Source organism: Macellibacteroides sp., from assembly GCF_050251695.1.
Lineage (GTDB): Bacteria > Bacteroidota > Bacteroidia > Bacteroidales > Tannerellaceae > Macellibacteroides > Macellibacteroides fermentans.
In genome coordinates this window covers 37,391-54,751 of record NZ_JBFWMI010000005.1, presented here as the reverse complement: position 1 = coordinate 54,751, position 17,361 = coordinate 37,391, and the positions used below count along the sequence as shown (strand labels likewise).

At 45.3% G+C, this 17,361-nt stretch carries 13 protein-coding genes; all 13 read right to left on the bottom strand.

All coding sequences use genetic code 11. The features are described 5' to 3' along the window. Position 1: 1 nt before the first annotated feature. Positions 2-1,147: an outer membrane protein assembly factor BamB family protein gene (locus tag AB7E53_RS01690; RefSeq protein ID WP_446773795.1), complete on the bottom strand. Its 1,146-nt coding sequence runs from the start codon at positions 1,145-1,147 to the stop codon at positions 2-4. 28 nt (positions 1,148-1,175) lie between these two features. Then, positions 1,176-2,141 (bottom strand): 2Fe-2S iron-sulfur cluster-binding protein, encoded by a 966-nt coding sequence (locus AB7E53_RS01685; protein WP_446773793.1) that lies wholly within the window; start codon positions 2,139-2,141, stop codon positions 1,176-1,178. A gap of 67 nt (positions 2,142-2,208) precedes the next feature. Then, positions 2,209-4,599, bottom strand: coding sequence for an NAD(P)H-dependent oxidoreductase subunit E (locus tag AB7E53_RS01680; protein ID WP_446773791.1), 2,391 nt, complete (start codon positions 4,597-4,599; stop codon positions 2,209-2,211). A gap of 1 nt (position 4,600) precedes the next feature. Beyond that, positions 4,601-6,346 (bottom strand): outer membrane protein assembly factor BamB family protein, encoded by a 1,746-nt coding sequence (locus AB7E53_RS01675; protein WP_446773789.1) that lies wholly within the window; start codon positions 6,344-6,346, stop codon positions 4,601-4,603. Next, positions 6,343-7,623: a 4Fe-4S binding protein gene (locus AB7E53_RS01670; protein ID WP_446773787.1), complete on the bottom strand. Its 1,281-nt coding sequence runs from the start codon at positions 7,621-7,623 to the stop codon at positions 6,343-6,345. The genes AB7E53_RS01675 and AB7E53_RS01670 overlap by 4 nt, the downstream gene beginning before the upstream one ends. Before the next feature lie 7 nt (positions 7,624-7,630). Next, positions 7,631-8,206, bottom strand: coding sequence for a ferredoxin (locus AB7E53_RS01665; protein WP_446773785.1), 576 nt, complete (start codon positions 8,204-8,206; stop codon positions 7,631-7,633). 7 nt (positions 8,207-8,213) lie between these two features. After that, positions 8,214-9,257 carry a hypothetical protein gene (locus AB7E53_RS01660; protein ID WP_446773783.1) on the bottom strand — a complete coding sequence of 348 codons (1,044 nt, stop codon included), beginning with the start codon at positions 9,255-9,257 and terminating at the stop codon, positions 8,214-8,216. 17 nt (positions 9,258-9,274) lie between these two features. Then, on the bottom strand, positions 9,275-10,696 hold the full coding sequence (locus AB7E53_RS01655; RefSeq protein WP_446773782.1) for an outer membrane protein assembly factor BamB family protein: 1,422 nt from the start codon (positions 10,694-10,696) through the stop codon (positions 9,275-9,277). Positions 10,697-10,736: 40 nt separating this feature from the next. Further along, the gene (locus AB7E53_RS01650; protein ID WP_446773780.1) at positions 10,737-11,942 is read right to left on the bottom strand and encodes an outer membrane protein assembly factor BamB family protein; all 1,206 of its coding nucleotides are present in this window, start codon (positions 11,940-11,942) and stop codon (positions 10,737-10,739) included. 17 nt (positions 11,943-11,959) lie between these two features. After that, positions 11,960-13,687: a prenyltransferase/squalene oxidase repeat-containing protein gene (locus tag AB7E53_RS01645; RefSeq protein ID WP_446773778.1), complete on the bottom strand. Its 1,728-nt coding sequence runs from the start codon at positions 13,685-13,687 to the stop codon at positions 11,960-11,962. Next, a complete protein-coding gene (locus AB7E53_RS01640) occupies positions 13,684-14,556 on the bottom strand; it encodes a prenyltransferase/squalene oxidase repeat-containing protein (RefSeq protein ID WP_446773776.1) in 873 nt (290 codons plus the stop codon). Before AB7E53_RS01640 ends, AB7E53_RS01645 begins: the two co-directional genes overlap by 4 nt. Before the next feature lie 19 nt (positions 14,557-14,575). Continuing rightward, positions 14,576-16,132, bottom strand: a complete 1,557-nt coding sequence (locus AB7E53_RS01635) for a polyprenyl synthetase family protein (RefSeq protein WP_446773774.1) — start codon at positions 16,130-16,132, stop codon at positions 14,576-14,578. Positions 16,133-16,143: 11 nt separating this feature from the next. After that, on the bottom strand, positions 16,144-17,361 hold the full coding sequence (locus AB7E53_RS01630; RefSeq protein WP_446773772.1) for a radical SAM/SPASM domain-containing protein: 1,218 nt from the start codon (positions 17,359-17,361) through the stop codon (positions 16,144-16,146).

Here is a 17,361-nt window from a genome sequence, read left to right as displayed (position 1 = left end):
ACTATTTATTTCCAAAACATAAAAGCGTACCTTTTGTCGTAAGCACAAAAAAATGATCTCTAATAACGGCCGGCGATCCTATAATCTGTTCGCCCGTATCGTATTCCCATTCCAATGTTCCTTTTTGGGTGTCCAGGATGGTGACAATACCGGTTTTGGTACATACGATCACTCTATCATCGCAGACCAGCGGAGAGCTTTCGCCAACATTTCCTTTCAACAGATATTTCCAGTTCACCTTTCCGTCTTTACGGTTTATCGAATACAAATATCGCTCGTAGGAAAGCGCGTACACTGTTTCGGAGGTGATGGATAAGACTGAAACAAATGAGCTGTTCTCATTCGTTGATTTCATTATTTTCTTGTGACGGACAATCTTTCCCTTTTCCAGCAGAAGTTCGTAGATGTTGCCTGAATAATCGCCAACATAGCAGAAATCGCCCATAATGGCTGGCGATGCAGGTATATAAGCGTCGAGCAACAACGAATCTGTCGGCATACCTGTACGGGTGTTTATGATGCGCAACCAAGAGTCGCAACCTCCGAATATGACATGTTCCTTCCAGACAGCAACAGCTCCATTCAGGTAGTATCCGGACTCGAAGCGGTTTATTTCGGACCCGTCGCGGGCATCCACACAGTAAAGGAAATTATCGTAACTGCCGAACACAACCGACTGCCTGCCTTCGAAATTTACTGTATTGGGTGTGGCTGATACCTGTCCCATGGTCTCAAAATTCCAAAGGGTGTCTTTCTTACTTAGAGAAACAGCACTCAAAAAGCCATCGATGCGTCCAATATAGAGAATGGAATCGTGGATCATCGGAGTGGCTTCGACGGCTGTATTCAGATCATAACTGAAAGCCGGATTTCCTTTTATATCTATCCCCTGGATGTGACCTTTTTTGTCGCACCAATAGGTTGTTCCTTTATCCACTACCGGCGAAGAGACCGTCCGGGTATTCCCTTTGTAGCTCCACAACAACACCGGATCCTCGGGAAGAGGGGTATCTGTATACCCACTCAAAGCGGCATCTCCACGGAATAACTGCCAGTCCATGTCGCCTTTACCGTCGGAGAAACCGGGACTTCCGGCACAGCTCATCAATAAATACACCATTCCTGCAAACAGAACCAATCGTTTCATATTTACTACCTGAATTTTGTTTTGTTTTTCAAATTCTGTACAATGCTCCCGTAGGACACAATTCCGCTAATTCTTCCTTTATATTCTTCCGGTTTTCTTCCGGAAGCACTACTTGCATCCCGAACCCTCTGTCTCTAAAGGTAAAGCCGTTCTCACTGTTATAAACACATAATCCGCAGCGAATACATTTGGCCTGTTCGTACCATAAATTTCCAACAATATGTATTTTGGTCATGGCCGGTAAAGCCGAACTGGCTTCATACCGTGATCGTTTTATTCCTTGCAAAGTGGAATAATACCTTAATTTACAATCCCCTCGTCCCGAACAGGCACAGTGCAGGCAATTGGACGCCGAATGAATGTTCACTTTTAGAAAGGTTCTTTCTTTTTCCGTAAACCGTCCCAAACGAGACAAAAAAGCTTTTTTATCCGGTTTCGGGAAGCTCATTTCCATAGCTGCAGACTCAGCATCGGCCATCCCTGCCACCTCACGGATAATCACACGGATTGATACAGGTTCATCCACCGTTCCACGGCGGCAGGCCTTTTCGCAAGGAGCTTTACAGTTGTCGCAGGCTATCTCCGGAAGTGAAAAGGCAGCAGCAAGGGTATCGTAAGCCTCCTTCTTCCGGTCCGCGTCATAATAGCCCAGCATCCGTTCAATATCTAACCCCTGGGGGCAGACCAAAGTACAGGGTGCTTCGCAATCTGCCCTATGGTCGCTTAGGAGCAATTCGAGCGACAAGGTACGTACAAGCCGAACCTCTTCACTATCAGTTTCGATCTGCATTCCTCCCACAGGAGTGGTGGTACATGAGGGTATAATTTGTCCTGTTGAACAGTTCTTTACGGCGCATACCATGCACGAAGATTTATGCCTGGCTCCCTTTGCATAACAAAGCGAAGGGATTGTATATCCGGCTCTGCGGGCAACTTCCAGCAAGGTTTCGCCCTCCAATACTTCAACATTGGTATTATCTATCGTAATCACCATATTATTTCTATTTTGTATTGATTCTTTCTCTGTTTCGTATCAGGTATTATCCAAACCGGACATACCATCAGTTTGCCTTTAAAGGCACTTTCCGAATGGCATCGTAATTACATTCGTTTACACACAATCCGCACAGAACACACTTACTTACGTCTATCGTATGAACCTCATAAGGCGTATAAGGTATGGCGTCTACCGGACAAGCTTTCGCGCATCGGGTACATCCGATACATTGTTCCGTAACCACGTATTTAACCATCTCTTTGCAGGTTCCCGTTTTGCATATTCCGTTCACGTGAGCTTCGTATTCTTCGCGAAAATACTTCAGGGTTGTCAGCACCGGGTTGGGGGCTGTTTTTCCCAATCCGCAAAGAGAAGCCTTCTTTATGTTCAATGCCAGTTGTTCCAACTTGTCGAGATCGGCCATCTCCGCTCTTCCACTGCATATTTTGTCTAGTATATCAAGCATTCGGCGGATACCCACCCGGCAAAATGTACATTTTCCGCAGGACTGGTCGCAAGTAAAACTCAAAAAGTAACGGGCCATATCAACCATACAATCGCTTTCGCTCAGCACCACCAATCCTCCGGAACCCATCATGGCTCCCATCTGATTAAAGGCGTCGAAATCCACCTCAACATCGCATAGATGAGCAGGAATACAACCACCCGACGGACCACCAATCTGTACGGCCTTCAGCTTCTCGCCATGTTCCAGTCCGCCTCCGATATCCTCGATAATCTGATTGAGGGTTATTCCCATGGGTACTTCAATCAGTCCGCCGTGACGAATCTTACCGGCCAACGCAAAAACCTTGGTGCCTTTGCTGCTTGGGGTGCCAATCTGGCGATAATAATCCGCTCCGTTATTTACTATATACGAAATCTGACTCAACGTCTCCACATTATTCACCAGTGTAGGCAAACCGTGCAATCCTGCCACAGCAGGAAAAGGAGGTCGTTGTTTCGGGAAACCTCGTTCCCCCTCGATAGAGGCGATAAGTGCAGTCTCTTCTCCACACACAAACGCGCCGGCTCCTTCAAAGATGGTTATATCGAATGAAAAGTCACTTCCGGCAATGTTCTCACCAACAAGATTATGTTCGCGGCACATTTCGAGAGCCCTACGAATTCGGACAACCGCAAGCGGGTATTCGGCGCGGATATAAAAGATTCCTTTATTGGCTCCCACGGCATATCCGGCTATAATCATGCCTTCTATCACACGGAATGGATAGGATTCAAGCATCATGCGGTCCATAAAAGCACCTGGGTCGCCCTCGTCGCCGTTACAGATAACATACTTATCTTTCTTCCCGGAAGCAGCCACAATTTCCCATTTCTTTCCTGTTGTAAAGCCGCCTCCTCCACGTCCGCGGATGCCGCTTTTCAGAATGGTATTAATTGTTTCGGTAGTGCTACTGGTAAAGAGAACTTTCTTGAGGGCATCGAAACCGCTGTAAGAAATGTATTCGTCAATGTTAAGCGGCGCCAGAAATCCGAATCCCTGTGTTGAGATGTGTTTCTGTCCAGACAGAAAACTGTCTATCACTCCTGTTCGTTCGTTTTCGGGCTTCCATATCACATTATCCCACGTGGAATCGGTATGAAATGTATCAACTTGGTTAAAGAAGCTGTTTTTCAAACGCTTGAGATAACCCGATGGTTTAAAATGATAATGCAGGATCTCTTTTATTTCGACTGCTTTTACATTCGGATAACGGGTAATTGAACCATCAGCATGCACCACATCTATTAGGGGGACCTTATTACATACACCTACACAGCCCACCGGCTTGATGTTCACATCGATACCCAACTCCCCAGAAGCTTTTTGCAGCTCCTTATATATGTCGGACGAACCACTGGCCTGACAACACGATCCCATCCCGAGACGGATTTCACCGGCTATCTTTCGTAATTTATTTTTAGTTTCCTCTTTCTCTGTTTTATTTTGAAATCCAAGGAAATCCTCTATCACTTCGTTTACTTTCCCAGGTTGCACATGACCATATATTTTCTCATCAATCTGAACCACTGGGGCCAATGTACAACAACCCAGACAGGCTATCTTCTCAATGGAGAAAAGCTGATCGTCCGAAGTAATATTGTCGCCTTCCATTTTCAATTCCCTGCGAAACGAATCATATACGTTTCCAGCCCCTTTTACGTGACAGGCGGTTCCTGTACATACCTTGATAAGATGCTTTCCGTAAGGGATGTGACGGAACTGGGAGTAAAATGTTGAAACGCTGATCAATTGAGCCCGGTCTATCTCCGTCCGTTCATAAATATGCTCGAGAGCAGCCGAAGGCAGATAACTGAATTCGTGCTGCAAAGCTTGCAACAACGGAATAATAATCTGCCGTGATGTGCCAATCCGATCAATAATAGCGTCGACTTTGGCTATCATCTCCTCATTAGCTTCAACGATGTTGTTTTCACAATTACATGCCATATCAATTTGCAGTTACACAGTAAATACTATTTTCGGTACGCACCACTATTTTATTGTCGGTAAAAGCTGGTGTTGCAAAAGTATGCTCACCCGTTTCGAACGAATCCAGCAGACGGAATTCTTTGTCGGCCGAGAATACAAACATCTTTCCATCGTTGCTGAAAAGATAAACTTTTCCCTCAGCAATTACCGGAGACGAATAAAACTCCGTATTCAGTTCATGCACTTTGCCGGTTTGTCCGGTTTTGGTATCAAAAGACGCTACTACACCATAGCTGGTTGCCAGATACAGATTGTCTTTTGTGGCTACCGGACTGGATACCTCCGGCAGGTAATCGTTAGATTCCCAGAGCACACTTCCATCCGTAGCATTGATTGCCACCAACTTAGCATATTCACTGGCACCAAACACGATTCCGTTGGCACTGCAAGCACTGGAACCTACTTCTCCGCTCAGACATTCAACACGCCAAAGTTGCTTTCCGTTATTGGGATCATAGGCGGTGATTGCCGGGTTACCCATCAGAACAAGTTGAGGTTTGTTATTAACATAAGCGATAACAGGCGAACTCCAGGTTATCTTTTCCGTACGGCTTTTACTCCATCTTTCAGTGCCGGTAGCCATATCCAATGCTACCACTTTGGGAGAGTTCTGGTTATCGTACTGTACAAAAACCTCGTTTCCAAATGCCAGCAAAGAGGAGGCATATCCGTAATGGTTGCTCGGTGCACCCAGATTCTTAGCCCATAATTGCTTTCCATCCATATCTGCACATATAATATCGCCGGTGGCAAAAATAGCGCAGACCTGCTTGCCGTTTGTAGCCACACTGGATGCAGCCAATCCGGTATCCTTCGTTGTTTTTGGCATCTGTTTGGGAGAACCCTTGATATTGACTGCCGCCAGTGACCAAAGCTTTTCCCCTGTATTCAGGTCGTAACAATAGAGTTCGCGGGCCTGATCATCAGCTCCGGAAAAAAAGACTTTATTCCCATTAATAACAGGCGAATTAAATCCTTTGCGAGGTATGCTTTGTTTCCAGGCTATATGTGTACCACTGCTTAAATTCCATTTAACAGGAACTCCTTTCGCCGCAGATATTCCATTGGAATTGTTTCCCCGGAAAGAATTGTGGGTAACTTTTGAGGCTGCGACTTCCGATACTGCCTCCTCAGCGGCTGTTTGCAACGTATCTGCTCCCGCTTCAGGTACTGCGGATTCTTCTGCAACCAAGGCTGTTTCCTGCGGATTTGTCTCAGCCGCACCATCTTTCGATGTTTTCTCTTTCGTGGTCAGATAAGGAGAACTCAGCAATACAAAAACCAAGGCTACGGCAGTCATCCCCGAAGCGACCCAAACAACATATTTGCGTGCCTGGGTTTTATCAACCCACTCATCAACCGGATCTATTGTTTTAACCGGAATGTTTTTGTCTTTTGCAAAGTAAAAACGGGCGCTGACAATGAACACAACCAGCATGCCCAAAAGTATATAAACACCAGCCATCAAATGATCAAGCCTCACAAAATAGGCTTTTCTGGCTAACAAATCCAGTTGACGTATCTGCTCCTGCAGTGCGAGATTAGTGTTATTCGCATCATTCAATTGTTTCAACGTTTCCACCACTTCTGTTTGGAGAGGTGTCGTGTCTCTTACCTGAAAATAATTGGTAATCAACATGATTGAGAAGGTTACTATAAACAGAGCCGAAACAATGGCTATATTTCTTAGAATCGCTTTTTTCATAATGCTATATTTCCTGATTCGTTTCCTATTTTATATTGTGGACAATAACTAAAACATCTGGCGCATCCTACACAGGCAGCATGATCAATTTCATATTGTTTGCGTGTGCGTTTCACCGAAAGGCCAATCAGCGTGATTGCTACAACCAATCCCATTAGGGCACCTGCAATCGTTGTATATAGTTTAAAATCAGCCTGTACCTTTTCATACCTTTGCGTTAATCCTTCAATGGAATCTCCTTGTCCGTAAAAGGCTTCTAATTCCAGCGAAAGTACATCCCCCGGATTGGCTTCGTGTTGCATAACCATATCATACAGTCTTACTTCCTTATTGGCCCGGCTGAGTTCACTGCTTACTGAACGCATTAAAAAAGCTCCGCAGAGTATCAGGAGAGGCAGGAGAACAAAATAATTTAAAAGTCTTTTTACTCCCCGCAGCCTGCTCTCTTTCGCTTTGTTGGCATAGGGCGGTCTGATAGCATCAACCGGACAGGCATTGTGGCAAAGTTCACAATTGATGCACGGTTTGTCCGTCAATTTAATTTTCCATATGGATACGGAGGAGAATATACTGAGCAGAGCACCGTAAGGACAAAAGAAACGACAGAATGGCCTTCCGGTAAACATGGCCATAATCAGCAGTATGACACCGCATGTAATCATGCCAATATCACCGCCCAGACGGAAAATACCTATAAAAGGATCGAAACGGCAGATGATGAAACTACTCCTTGTTACAGCATAAAGCAGAGCAAAAATAAGGTAAAACCAGGGCATCATGCCTAATACGGTAGTGAGCGCTTTTGGCAATTTGTAATTCTTTATGTTAACCAATTCCTGTAAAGCTCCGAAAGGACATACACCTGCGCAGAAAACCCGGCCAAACAAGAAGGCAAACAAAACTGGCAAGATAAAAAACAGTAAAACGGACAAGGGCAATGCATACGTATTGTCCGTCAGCGCAAGAGCTACATTCTGTACCGATCCGATACTACAGACACACCCCTTGCGAAAGAATCCAAAGTATGCCACAGATATAACTGAAACCCAGAGAATAGGTCCCCGGGTGCGCTTTTTGATTACAGCCCAGGATACGATACCCATTAACGCCACCAGCAGGATGATATCTATCGCTACAAGCAGCTCTTCATTGGGAATAGCGTGGTGAATTTCCGGATACTTGTATCCCGACTCAAAATCAGGTTTCGGAAACCTGTTTTGTGCCATACCTTCTCCAAGAATAAGAAGAAATAGACAGATATACAGTATTTTATTCATAATTCTATTAGTCTTTAAGTTTATAGGCCGTATCCATTGAAACGCGGGTGATGGCATCCGACGGACATACTCTGGCAATTTTACATTCGTTGCAATCGGTACAGAGATCTCTTTTAATCTGCAAGTAAAGCGAGCCGTTCCCAAACGAGCTGCATCCCTTCACACATTTACCGCACCCGTTGCACAGACTCTCGTCAATGGTATATTCAAAATAAGGATCCTCAACGAATTTGCGCTGGATAGCACCTGTAGGACACATCAGGTTTTCGGCCGCTGTATTCAGTTCTTTGGCATTGGAGCGGAAATAACCGCCGCACAAGTCACAGTAACCACATACTTTGTTTGCATGAAAACATTTGACTGCCGATACCTGCAGTACACAATCGGTTTCACATCGTCCGCAATGGGTACATTTCTGAGGATCTATCTGCCAGTAATAGCTGGCCTCTTTTTCGTTTTTCAACCTGCTTGCCAATACACCCGACACAGCCAGTATGGATCCTCCTGCCACAGCCGTTCCAAGTACACGCAGGAACTTTCGGCGGGCTATCGGACTGTTTTTATTCTCTTTTTTCTGTTCCATGTTTCAATCAAATATTTATTCCTTTACGTAACGGGCAATCGACAGAGCATGACGAACAGGCCGTTTCTTCCGCCGCTTGCAGATCGTATTGGAATGTGGATATTTTATTTTTTGCTGCAACATATATCTTGTCCTTGTTTACCCTAAAATCGAAGGCAACATTCCCTCCACCCAGACTTTTGCTATCTAATAAAATGGTCCGGAACTCTCCTTCCGGACTGTAACAGCTGATACGGGGAATCCCTTTTTCGGAGGTAATTATTTCGCCGGCATTAAAGCTAAGATAAACGGGATTACAGCATCCGCAGAAGTTTCCTGGAGCTGCTCCTGACTTTCCGAAGGAAGCTATAAATTCTCCTTCCAGGGTGTAATTTTCCACTCGGTGCCTGCCAGGATTTGAACAGAAGATACTTCCGTTGGCATAGGTAATACCAAAACAATAGCTGGGTACAACAAAGCCTTCGGGACTTTGAATGAATTTGACAAAACCTCCTTCGGTTGTATATTTGCAGATGTTTTTATTAGATGCATCTGTTACAAATATAAATCCGGGAACGACAGCCAACGAGCAGTAATCAGATTCTTCGCTGCATGCTTCCCACTCACGCAAGCGCTCGCCCGTCATACTAAATACTTCAATCCGGGTAGGGTAAAGAACATAGATCATTTCTTTTTCTGCAACGATATCACGGATGGTATCCCCTGCGGCAAATTGATGCAATAGGTTACCAGACAGATCATAGACGGACACTTTCTTTGAGGTTGCCACAATCAGCCGGTCTCCGGAGAATTCAAAACCCTCGATCGGATCAGTGGTTTTAAATGAAGAGGCTAATTTATAAGGCGATTTAAAGCCACCTTCTCCTGATTGCACGGAAGAATCCGACTGGCTACCATTACTTCCTACAGAATGATTTTCAGGCTGAACTAATGCCCTATGCATCAACACTCCGGAAACAGCCAGGATACTTCCTCCTGCGACTACAGAACCACAAGTACGCAGAAACTTTCTGCGAGACAGTTCGCGATTATTATTTATTTCAGGCTTCATATTATATTCTAGTAGATTTATACAATTTTCAGACACTTTACCGTATGAGCATCCCGTACGATCAGCATTCCATCGGCATAAGCCAATGGACCCCAAGCGTCGGCTCCTTCCATGATACGTTGCTTCTTCAATAGTTTCATGCTCCGGGCCTGTAATTCGTACACGTAAAGTTCTCCGTCGTCCTTAAATGCAAAAAGCAGGTTATTTATAACCACGTAAGGACCTAATCCAAAGCGTTCGTCGGATGCCGAACTCCACACCAAAGTGTGCAGGTCGGATGCCGAATAATAAACCAATCTCTCCCGCTGACCTCCACCGTCTTTTGGCATTACGCTGATGATCATATTTTTATAGAGAACAGGAGTCTGCTGTTCGCTTGATAAACCTTCGTTCGGCTTGTATTGGTCCGTTACCGAGGCTGTCCATTTTCCACCCGAATTTGTTACCTGCAATAAGGCTCCTCCTGTTCCGTAACCGGCTACAAGAAAGAGACTGTTGCTGGAAATTTTCAGAGGTGACGGGGCAACAACAGACGGCTGCCATTTGCTGGTTTCCCATAACAGCGTTCCACGATCTGCTTCTTCTGCGGAAACTCCACACACACCGCCTACTCCAACATAGACATATGTTTTTTTACCTCCCAACGTCATAGGCATCACAGACGAATGCGACATTTTATACTTCACCGAATTGGGGGTTTGCCAAAGCACCTCCCCCGATTCACAATTAACTCCTGCCAGCAAAGTTTCTTCTCCCGCAGGAGCGAGTATCAGTGTATTATCCTCCACACGCGGGCACTGTCCTGTGTACCAAAAAGGCACTTCTGTTTTAAAAGTCTTCTGCATATCGAGCGACCATTTCAAATCGCCTGTCAACGGGTCGCAACACATCACATGCCCTTGCGGTCCAATCGTGATAACGTACGTATCACTCACCACCGGAACGGTTCTGGAGAAACCATGATTTCGTTTGATGGGAACACGGTACCATCTGCGCCAAAGCTCTTTACCTGTTTCCAGAGAGAAACAGCGAAGCGCATCCGATTTTAATCCCTCATCATAATCCAGCAGATAAACCCTGCCATTGTAAATAACCGGGGCGGCATGACCTTCTCCCGTTTCAAAGCTCCATAAGACAGGATATTCATTCGCGGAAGTATTTATCTTTTCGGCAGTCTCAATCAGATTATCATAACGTTCGCCCCGAAAGCTGCTCCATTTTCCGGTAAGAGACGAAGAGGTCTCTCCATATTTCATAAAATACTCGCCGATAAGTACGTCATCAGCTTTCCGTGCAGACCCTTCCGGACGATTGTCGGCTCCCGGAGCCTGGACAAATATATTTTCGCGGGGCGCATACAGATGCCAGCCTATGATGGCTCCGGCATAAATAAGCACCAGCAAGACGGTAACACTAACAATTATTTTTTTTTCTTTCACGATATACTTCGGAATTTAATTAATTGAAAGCAATGCTCCTTTATTTGATTTTGTAGGCCATTAAACTATCGCCGTGACGCACATAAAGAACTCCCTTATAAATTACCGGATGCGCCCAGTGCTGTTCTGTTCCCTTTGTAATCTGAAAACGGCTTACTACTTCAAACTTTACTGGATTTGCTTTGGCAAGAACCATGTCTCCCCGGTCCGTATAGCAGTACAACATACCGTCGTCAGCAATGATATTACCCATCGCGAAACCTTTTTCTTTGTATTTTATTGCACCTGTTTTCCAATCCGCACAGAACCAGAACCTGTTGTTATCTCCGGAACCATAAACATAAGCTCCTATTTTCACCATACCCCCGATACGATTGTCCATTTCTTTGGATGACCATGCCTGCTCAACACTTCTACCTCCGTTTTTGAGGCGTAACATAATAGAGCCTGATCCGTATCCGCTGGTACACAAAATCATACCATCTCCGTAAACCGGTGTGTTGGCATGGATGGAATAACGGTTTGTGTGCTCATGCGACCATAGTTCCTTGCCCGTGTTAGCGTCGATACCAAGTATATGATTGGCTGTCATCGTTACGATAAGCGGAACCTGCTGGTCTTTTATATATAATGGCGAGCAATAGGCAGCTGCATCACCTTCACCCAAGCTGCTCCATACCAAAGCCCCGGTGTTCTTATTAAGAGCCACCATGTTGTGTTCTTTGCCTCCAGGGGTTGCAATAACCTTGTCGCCGACAATCAGTGGAGCTTCATTTATACCCCAGACAATATTCGATGCCTTGAATTCTTTCAGTATGTTCTTTTTCCAGACCACATTCAGCGTAGCTACGTCGAAACAATAAAGATCGCCCACCCCGCTCATCAGGTAAAGCTTTCCATCGTTCAGGGTAACAGTGCCACGGGGACCGTTGTAACTTTCATTCCATTCCGGTCCGTACATCTTTTTATTCAGCAACTTACCTTTCAGGTCGAATACGTACAGATAACCTTTGCCATCAGTCATCCCTGTCAGGTAAATCTTATCCGAAGCAATGGCTGCCGAAGAATGTCCTTCGCCCAGGGCATCGTAACTCCATAACATTGCCGGACCTGCAGCAGGCCAGGATTTCATTAAACCGGTTTCAGTATAAATCCCCGTACGATCGGTACCTCTCCATTGAATGTTGTCTTGCGCAAACAATGTCAACGAAGCAAGAGATAAAATTGCGATTAGTCTTTTTTTCATGATTCTATTATTTATTATCAATCAAATACTGTCTGAAACTTCTTCAGCGCATTAAGCGCGAATGTTATATTATACAGCCTCTCCGAATACCAGAGACGGGCGAAATAAAGTCCAATTGGTTCGGCCTGAAACAACTGTCCGGCTTCATATTTACGACGGAGGTATTCAAAAGCCTGCTCCATGGCTCCTCTTTCCGTTTCGGAAATCAGGTAAGAGGCAAGCGCACTCAGCGCGCGGGATGTGAGCGTCACTTTAGAGGGTACACCTTTAGCTCCTCCCCAACCACCGTCGGCGTTTTGTACGGCCAGGATGTATTTTAATCCTTTCTCTCTCATCTCACGGGCCAGAGGTTCTTCCGAAGTGGCAAGATATTCGACCACCATTGACGTACCGTAAACTGGTGAACGTTCATCTTTAGCATGCTGATCTCCAAACCAAAGCGGCATCCATGAACCATCTTTCGCTTGGTTTTTCTGCATCCATTGCAACATATCTTGCACACTGTTTCTGCATCTCTTTTGCAATACTTCCGGGAGTTTATCCATCCATAACTGCATGGCCAGCAACGCATGAGCGGAAATATCGGCACAACTCCTGTCGAAAGGAAGCTTACCCCATCCTTTACAGAAAGTAGGCATGCCACCATCCCTGTTTTGCAAAGCCAGCAACCATTTAATTCCTTTTTCGACTTCCTGACAATAAGCTCCATCCATGAGTATATGTAATGCAACCAGTGAACCGGAGGTATCATCCGCATCAGGTGCTGCACCGGGTAAATCTGTCCAACCCCAGCCGCCTTCCATGGCACCGGTAAAAGGGTGCCGGGAAGCAAAAGCATTTCGTTTGATGCAATTTGCCAATACCTGTTTATCTTCTATATCATCACCCAATGCCCTTACACTTAATGACGTAACCCAGCTTGAGAGATTTGTGTCGATAGGCCATGAACCATCTTCACGAACCGTATTTGTAAGAAAACCCGCAGCCCTTTGTGTGGCTACATGTTCCCGGTAACCTGCTCCGGTCATACACATGGCAACAAAAGCAGTAAGAGGTGCCGCTTCGAGAAATCCGCCGTGAAGCGGTTGTAACTTTAGCAATACCTTCAGCGACCTGCCTATAAATGCTTCACGTATTGGCGAATCAATCCCTTTCTTACCCTTTCTGTACCGCATGATTCCCACGGCAATCAGCGCCGGAATAGCGTAACTCACCACAGGGAGCTGCAAGAAACGGAACAGTTGTTGAGGCAAAACCGACAACTCAAAGGGAAGCTGAGGAATCTCCTTCCAGCTTCTTATGACACCTGCCAAAGCACACATAACAAGTATGGGAGCCGAGAAAGTTAGGTCTTTACCGTAATAAGCCAGTACTCCCTTTATGATATCCTGATCTGTTGTTCCTCCAAATCGGACCGACAGGTATTCTTTCGTTTGCGATGGCGCACCATCAGTCGCATAAAGACAAGCGTAACTAAGCAACGTAGCAGTCAGATTAGAAGGACTTTCCATACTGTCGCCCCAGGAACCGTTGTTTTGCATCGTGTTTTTCAACCACTCCACACCTTTCCGGATATAGGAAGCATACCTCTCCTCATCAATCAGATGCAACGCAAAAACAGCCACAGAGGTTGAAATGGCACTGGAAGACAGCTGTCCTTTCCACATTCCCCCCGGTGTACGCGCCTGCAAAAGTTCGGCACGCAGCGTTCTGATCATCTCTTCTATCTCGTTTCTTTTATTCATATTGCTCCTAATGCTAAAAGTCCGTAGAAAGTATATTCCACATCACTGTTCCCCTCTAAAAGCGTGGCAGAGAAACCTCCTGTATCCAGCCAATGGGCTTCTATAAAATGGCTGGGAGAAAAAGTAGGTTTTACCTCGTAACACTTCAGCATAAAAAGCGAAGTAGCAGTCGATAAAAGATCAGGAAGCGGAGAACCTATAGCAGCACTGAATCCTCCTGTCTTCTCCTGAAGCCCCTGTAAATATAAAATATCCTCGTTTTTCCTGTAATTCGCCAAAGCTCCTCTTACAGCCAGAGCTGCCACTGTCGCATTTGTAGTTGCCCTTTCGCTGCCCGGTACATTTGCATATCCTCCCAGAGGCACATGGTATTCCGACAAGGAATCAAGCACAGTCTCTTTGTTTTTTACTGAATTCCCCGTATCCTCGAGCAACGACAACCAGATATATTGGGAATAAGGCGACTGCGGATCGTTATGCGGCACACCATTAAATTCAGACAAAGGCTTCACCTCAACCGAAGAGATTCTTTTAAACAGCAAACGGGAAATACCCCCTTCCATCAGGGTCAGCATCATACGGCAATGCATACAAGCAGCGTAGTGAATCAGATCCATCTGCCCCATATCTTGTCTGGTAAGGTAAGCAGTCATTTTTTTTGTATCCAGCCTGACTCCTAACACGTAAGAAAGCATCCAGCCGAACAACGTATAATAGATATCTTCCCTTCCACTTTTATTCATAAAACTGTCCACATCCGTCCTTTGCGAATTAACAAAGTCCGCCATCCGGTGGAGGGCTTCTTCGCTGAGCTTCTTTTTTCCCTTTTGCAGGGTCTTGAATAGCTTTATGGATAGGGTGTCTTTCATCACTTTATTGTCGGCTTCTTTATTTCAAAATCCGTTTGGCTACTCTGAAAAGCAACCGTTTCAATTCAATATTGGATACTTCCTGCAATGCGTTTAAAGTCTCATCACGGTAATTATCAGCCATTTGTTCCACCCGACTGATAGCGGCAAGCAGCAAAGGTTTATTCTCGGGAAGCGACAAAAAGGCTTTCAGGTTTTCTGTTTGTAAGAGCGTTTCGATAAACACAGGATCTGCCGATTGCTCACAAAGAGCAGCCAGTACCGACGACGGGCGCAACTCTACCGGTTGATCCGTTTCAAAATCCTCTATATCATCCAGCAATTGGTAAGCAATTCCCAACGCACGGGAATATTTATGCAAAACGCCGCGAAGTGCTAAATCATCGCCGGAACAAATGATGCCCATGATTAAAGAAACATCAAAGGCCGGCACAGTCTTGTTACAAAAGATATCTATCACAAAATCCATCGTAAGCGAACGAGGAGAAAGACTCCATTCCAATTCCATACCCTGTCCTTTACAGAGGGCAATATGTGCTTCGGAAGCAACCTTTATCAGTTCCATTGTTCCCGTTTCTACGAGCAAACGATAACCTTCCCCTAAAAGCATGTCGCCAACGTTGATGGCAACGGGAACTCCATAGGCAGAATTAACAGTCTGTTTACCATATCGTTCGGAGTCATTATCCTGAATATCGTCGTGAACGAGAGATGCCTTATGAAAACATTCCACAGCAACAGCCGCCAGCTGAACCGCATTCGGAAATTCGTTGTCGTGGCTCAGTGCCTGGTAAGTTGCCGCCAGCAAATAAGGACGCCACCGTTTCCCGTCTCCCCCAAGCCAATCAACGGAAATTTGTGAAGTTTGCTCCATCGCGGGAGAAAGTAACCGCTTCAGATTGTCGGTCGAAAACCATTCCCTGATAGTCGATTTCAGGTGATTATAATCCAGTAACGTGACTTCAGTGTCCGAAAGCATGCTCATCAGGCTACTTACGTAATTTAAATCCACATCCGTATCCTTGCATCCGGCTTTATTCAGCGGAATGGCAAGACCCGGAACGGCATTGTTTATGAGTAGCGGGAAAGCTTTTTCCAGCGACTCAAGGCAGCTCACCCCAATGACCACATCCACCACCCTGTTCTCAATCAACCCGATCACCGAGGTAAAACCTTCGGCAACCAGACTCATCATACCAAGGCTGTCAGCTTTATCCTGCAAATCTGGTATAGAGCAACGGTTGCATTTATGGCACAACAATCCCAGTTCATCTACCTCAGCCTCGCATTTTGAAGAGTTGCTTAAACATTTGGGAAGCAGCAATATTCGTTTTTCATAAGGAACTGACGAAACAGTCTCCTGCCACACACAGTTGTTAATCTCAACCATCATCCAGCCTTTAATTTCCGGATCAAGTAAGTGCTCTTTTATCATTCCGTCGGCCAGGGAAGACAGATCATCCATCGACAAGGGAGGTCTGAGCAACCGGCTGCCGATAAAGGAATTAATAAGCGTTCGCAGTTCGCTGCGCTTTTTGTATGTATCCGGTACGGTATGTAACATTTTGTTTTTCATACTTATTCAAATTAACCGTAAGCACCAAAACCAAAAAAATATTTCTTTTTAGCCAGTTTGTAGAAAATACTCTGTTCAGGTATTTCTTCACCCTCCATATTATGACCAGCCAGAGAGGTCATTTCCTTATATTCTTTCAGCACGGTACCACGGCTGGTAGTATCCGTTGCCTGATGTTTTTCGAGAAATTCCGCCAGCTTTTGAGGATTCTCCAGCAAGATACATCCCCTTGAAGTTTCGGCAGTCATCTTTCTAAGGTCAGCCAAAAAGGTTGAATTTTCGAATAACTCCGCCAGATTGGAGGCATCTTCATTGATATAATCCTTTGCCATCTGTAAAGGAGGACAAAATTCCACAGCTCCCGAAGGAGAGATATGGTGACTCATTCCTGTGGCAGCCGGACAAATTGCATTGCCTTTGTCGTCCCAATAAGTTTCGATAAGAAATAACGGAGCATCCTTGCGTTGTTCAACAATAAAACGGCGAAATTCCCTAATCTGCTCCTTGTCAAGCGCATTTTCCGGATGTGGATCGCTTCCTACAGGACGATATATATAGTACCAAAGGTAATGAACACCTTCTTTGGCAAGCAATTCGATATAGCTACGGTTCACCAGGTCGTTGTAATTGCTTTTGCAAATACTGGCTGACGCACCGAAAATTAATTTTGCTTTGTGGCAAGCCCTAACGCCAGCCAATGTCCGGTCAAAAACATCGTTTTTTCCGCGGCGGGCATCACTCTCCTCTTCCAGCCCTTCGATGCTGATAAGCGGTGTAATATTGCCGGCCTTTTTAAGACGCATAGCCAACTCTTCAGTAAGCAGCGTTCCATTGGTAAACAGCTGGAAGTAGCATTCCGGATGTCTCTCCAGCACTTCCAGCAAACCCTTATACATCAATGGTTCTCCACCAAGTATTCCAAAGAAATAGGACCCCTTCTTTTTGCCGCTTTCAATAACCCCTTCGAGCTGTTGCATGGACAATGATTGTTTTCCGCCCTTCGATACCCAGCAGCCGCTACAAGCCAGGTTGCAAGTCTCCGTTACAGAAATCATCACAAAAGCCGGAAAAAAAGGTTTGCCTTCTTTCTGCCTCTTTTCAAACCGGTTCATATTCATTACACTTTGCCATCCGAAGTTGTAGAAAAACTTCCATATCAGCCGGGGGGAGCTTTCCCTTGCAACGCGCAGCGAAGTCTTTGCCGTTGTTATATATTCTTTATACGTCAT